Source organism: Flavobacterium psychraerolatum, from assembly GCF_025960985.1.
Classification (GTDB): Bacteria; Bacteroidota; Bacteroidia; order Flavobacteriales; family Flavobacteriaceae; genus Flavobacterium.
In genome coordinates, this window is record NZ_JAOQMX010000090.1 from 1 (window position 1) to 1,997 (window position 1,997).

The window sequence follows — 1,997 nt, forward strand, 5'->3', positions numbered from 1 at the left end:
AAACAAGATAAGAACACGTTCCTAGACATATTGAATTGACAGCCGTTTTAAGAGAGATCTTAAGACAAAAGAATAAGAGTAATAGAATCGAGAGATTCATATAATAACCACTAGACCTTCAGTCAAAAATAAATAGCTTAGTAATAAGCAAATAATATACGATGAAGAGTTTGATCCTGGCTCAGGATGAACGCTAGCGGCAGGCTTAACACATGCAAGTCGAGGGGTAGTTGTCTTCGGATAATGAGACCGGCGCACGGGTGCGTAACGCGTATGCAATCTACCTTTCACAGAGGGATAGCCCAGAGAAATTTGGATTAATACCTCATAGTATAATGACTCGGCATCGAGATGTTATTAAAGTTACAACGGTGAAAGATGAGCATGCGTCCCATTAGTTAGTTGGTAAGGTAACGGCTTACCAAGACTACGATGGGTAGGGGTCCTGAGAGGGAGATCCCCCACACTGGTACTGAGACACGGACCAGACTCCTACGGGAGGCAGCAGTGAGGAATATTGGTCAATGGGCGCAAGCCTGAACCAGCCATGCCGCGTGCAGGATGAAGCATCTATGGTGTGTAAACTGCTTTTGTACGAGAAGAAACAACTCTACGTGTAGAGTCTTGACGGTATCGTAAGAATAAGGACCGGCTAACTCCGTGCCAGCAGCCGCGGTAATACGGAGGGTCCAAGCGTTATCCGGAATCATTGGGTTTAAAGGGTCCGTAGGCGGTCAGATAAGTCAGTGGTGAAAGCCCATCGCTCAACGGTGGAACGGCCATTGATACTGTCTGACTTGAATTATTGGGAAGTAACTAGAATATGTAGTGTAGCGGTGAAATGCTTAGAGATTACATGGAATACCAATTGCGAAGGCAGGTTACTACCAATATATTGACGCTGATGGACGAAAGCGTGGGTAGCGAACAGGATTAGATACCCTGGTAGTCCACGCCGTAAACGATGGATACTAGCTGTTGGAAGCAATTTCAGTGGCTAAGCGAAAGTGATAAGTATCCCACCTGGGGAGTACGAACGCAAGTTTGAAACTCAAAGGAATTGACGGGGGCCCGCACAAGCGGTGGAGCATGTGGTTTAATTCGATGATACGCGAGGAACCTTACCAAGGCTTAAATGTAGATTGACCGGTTTGGAAACAGACTTTTCGCAAGACAATTTACAAGGTGCTGCATGGTTGTCGTCAGCTCGTGCCGTGAGGTGTCAGGTTAAGTCCTATAACGAGCGCAACCCCTGTTGTTAGTTGCCAGCGAGTGATGTCGGGAACTCTAACAAGACTGCCAGTGTAAACTGTGAGGAAGGTGGGGATGACGTCAAATCATCACGGCCCTTACGCCTTGGGCTACACACGTGCTACAATGGACGGTACAGAGAGCAGCCACTGGGCGACCAGGTGCGAATCTACAAAACCGTTCTCAGTTCGGATCGGAGTCTGCAACTCGACTCCGTGAAGCTGGAATCGCTAGTAATCGGATATCAGCCATGATCCGGTGAATACGTTCCCGGGCCTTGTACACACCGCCCGTCAAGCCATGGAAGCTGGGGGTGCCTGAAGTCGGTGACCGCAAGGAGCTGCCTAGGGTAAAACTGGTAACTAGGGCTAAGTCGTAACAAGGTAGCCGTACCGGAAGGTGCGGCTGGAACACCTCCTTTCTAGAGCCTTAATTGTTAGTTGCGCAAGCGACACGTTAGGGAAAGAGACGAAAAGTAAGGTGGATTAGAAGATTAAGAATTTATTACTCTTGCTGTTAATTTAAAAAAATTGAATTAAAAAGAAATTTAAGAATAAGAGTGTCTCGTAGCTCAGCTGGTTAGAGTACTACACTGATAATGTAGGGGTCGACAGTTCGAGTCTGTCCGAGACAACTAATTTAAAGTTATAAGTTATTAATTATAATTTATAAGTTTAAAAAAAAACTTAAAGGAAATTTTAGAAGTTGAGAATGTATGAGATATGAATTCATAACTCAAAACTAAT

The 1,997-nt window shown here is 45.4% G+C and carries 1 tRNA gene and 1 rRNA gene; both read left to right on the forward strand.

Features of this window, described 5'->3' with window-relative positions:
- The first annotated feature begins 158 nt into the window (after nucleotides 1–158).
- Nucleotides 159–1,672, forward strand: a 16S ribosomal RNA gene (locus M2326_RS17435).
- A 139-nt stretch (nucleotides 1,673–1,811) separates the two neighbouring features.
- Nucleotides 1,812–1,885 (forward strand) — tRNA-Ile (locus tag M2326_RS17440).
- The last annotated feature ends 112 nt before the right edge of the window (nucleotides 1,886–1,997 follow it).